Genomic DNA, 2,346 nt, shown 5'->3' with positions numbered 1-2,346 from the left:
CCCCCCGTTGAACAACAGGTAGAGTGCTGTGGTATCACCGGCAGCATCCGCCGCCTCGCATCTGATCCGGCTCAATAAAACCGATGGCGGCATCATCCTTTCGGCCAGCCATAACCCCGGCGGGATTGATGAGGATTTCGGCATCAAGTTCAATATGCCCAATGGCGGCCCGGCACCGGAAAGTGCTACCGAGGCGATGTTTGCCGCGACAAAGACGATGACCTCCTACACCACGATGGACAGCGCTGAAATTGATCTTGGCCGCGTCGGCAGCAGCCAGCTTGGCGAGATGGAGGTGCAAATTGTTGATCCGGTGGTCGATTACGCCGCGCTGATGGAAACGCTGTTCGATTTCGCGGCGATCAAGGCACGCTTTGCCGATGGGTTTTCGATGCGGTTTGATGCGATGTGTGCAGTGACCGGCCCTTATGCGGTTGAGATTTTGGAAAACCGGTTGGCGGCGGCGAAAGGCACCGTAACCCATGGTACGCCCTTGCCCGACTTCGGCGGCATGCACCCTGACCCGAACCCGACTTGGGCGCATGGGTTAATGACGGAGATGATGGGCGATAATGCGCCCGATTTCGGGGCGGCATCGGATGGTGATGGCGACCGCAACATGGTGCTGGGGCGCGGAATTTATGTCTCGCCTTCGGACAGTCTGGCGGTGCTTGCAGCCAATGCGCATCTCGCGCCGGGTTACGCGGACGGGTTGAAAGGGGTGGCGCGGTCGATGCCGACCTCTGCCGCTGTGGACCGGGTGGCCAAAGCGATGGGCCTGCCGCATTTTGAGACGCCGACGGGCTGGAAATTCTTTGGCAATCTTCTGGATGCGGGCAAAGTGACACTTTGCGGCGAGGAAAGTTTCGGCACCGGGTCCGACCATGTGCGCGAAAAGGACGGGCTTTGGGCGGTGTTGCTCTGGCTGAACATTCTGGCGGAGCGAGGGCAATCGGTGGCCGAAGTGATGGCCGATCATTGGGCGAAATTCGGGCGCAACTACTACAGCCGCCATGATTTTGAGGCGATTGACAGCGCCAAGGCGGAGGCGCTGATGATGGCCTTGCGCAAACGTCTTTCATCGCTGCCGGGAACCAAGACCGAAGGCATGACCATCGGAGCGGCGGATGATTTCGCCTATACCGACCCCGTTGACGGTTCCGTCAGCCAGCATCAGGGCATCCGCATCATTTTTGACGATGGCAGCCGCATCGTTTACCGTTTGTCGGGCACTGGAACTGAAGGCGCCACGCTGCGGGTCTATCTGGAACACTACCGGCCCGGACCGAAAGGCCTGGACCATGATCCGCAAGCGGCCTTGGCTCCGATCATCGCTGCCGCGCATAGCATTGCGGCGATCAAGGACCATACCGGGAGGGTGAAGCCGGATGTCATCACCTGAGGGTGGGGCGTGAACGGACATTCAACTGTCGCCAAAAGCTGCGACATTTTGTGGCAATCACCCTTTAATCCATCCCAAGGGGGCGCGAAAAAGCCCCGGTTGGGGAGGATACCGAATGAGTGACGTAAAAGCTGCGCGCAGCGGCAGGCAAGCCCGCCAAGCGCAACGCGCCACCCGAGGCGGTGGCATCGGGCGGCCCTATATTCTGCGCAATATCCCCTGCTATGACGTGCTTTCCGAAGAAAACTTGCTAAAGATCGAAGCTGCCGCTGATCGTATTTTGGCCGAGGTCGGGATTGAATTTCGCGATGACCCGGTGGCGATCGAGCATTGGAAGCGCGCCGGGGCGGATGTGCAGGGCTTGTTGGTCAAGTTCCAACCCGGCCTGTTGCGTGAGATCCTGAAATCCGCACCTGCGCAATTCACACAGCACGCCCGCAACCCCGCCAATTCAGTGGAAATCGGCGGTAAATCGGTGGTGTTCGCGCCGGCCTATGGCTCCCCCTTCGTGATGGACCTCGATAAGGGGCGACGTTTCGGGACCATTGAGGATTTTCGGAATTTCATCAAACTGGCGCAATCCTCACCCAATTTTCACCATTCCGGCGGCACGATTTGTGAGCCGACAGATATCGCGGTGAACAAGCGGCATCTGGATATGGTGCTGGCGCATCTGACACTTTCGGATCGGCCGTTCATGGGGTCGGTCACGTCGGAGGAACGCGCCGAGGACAGTATCGAGATGGCACGCATCGCCTTTGGCCGCGATTTCGTCGATCAGAACTGCGTCATTATGGGCAATGTCAACGTCAACTCGCCACTGGTTTGGGATGGCACCATGACCAATTCCTTGCGCGCCTATGCCCGCGCCAATCAATGTGCGGTGGTGCTGCCGTTCATCCTCGGCGGCGCGATGGGACCGGTGACCAACGCCGGGGCGATTG

At 59.4% G+C, this 2,346-nt stretch carries 2 protein-coding genes; both read left to right on the top strand.

Annotation, left to right across the window (positions count from 1 at the left end; all coding sequences use genetic code 11):
- Nucleotides 1-28: 28 nt before the first annotated feature.
- A complete protein-coding gene (locus L0H65_RS18460) occupies nt 29-1,402 on the top strand; it encodes an alpha-D-glucose phosphate-specific phosphoglucomutase (RefSeq protein WP_301460667.1) in 1,374 nt (457 codons plus the stop codon).
- 115 nt (nt 1,403-1,517) lie between these two features.
- Nucleotides 1,518-2,346, top strand: an 829-nt coding sequence (locus tag L0H65_RS18455) for a trimethylamine methyltransferase family protein (RefSeq protein WP_301460666.1), incomplete at its 3' end; no start/stop codon positions are given.

It is taken from the genome of Pseudorhodobacter sp. (assembly GCF_030452865.1).
In the GTDB taxonomy this organism is placed as follows: Bacteria; Pseudomonadota; Alphaproteobacteria; order Rhodobacterales; family Rhodobacteraceae; genus Pseudorhodobacter.
The sequence above is the reverse complement of the archived record's forward strand: the minus strand, read 5'-3'. Positions and strand labels throughout refer to the sequence as shown.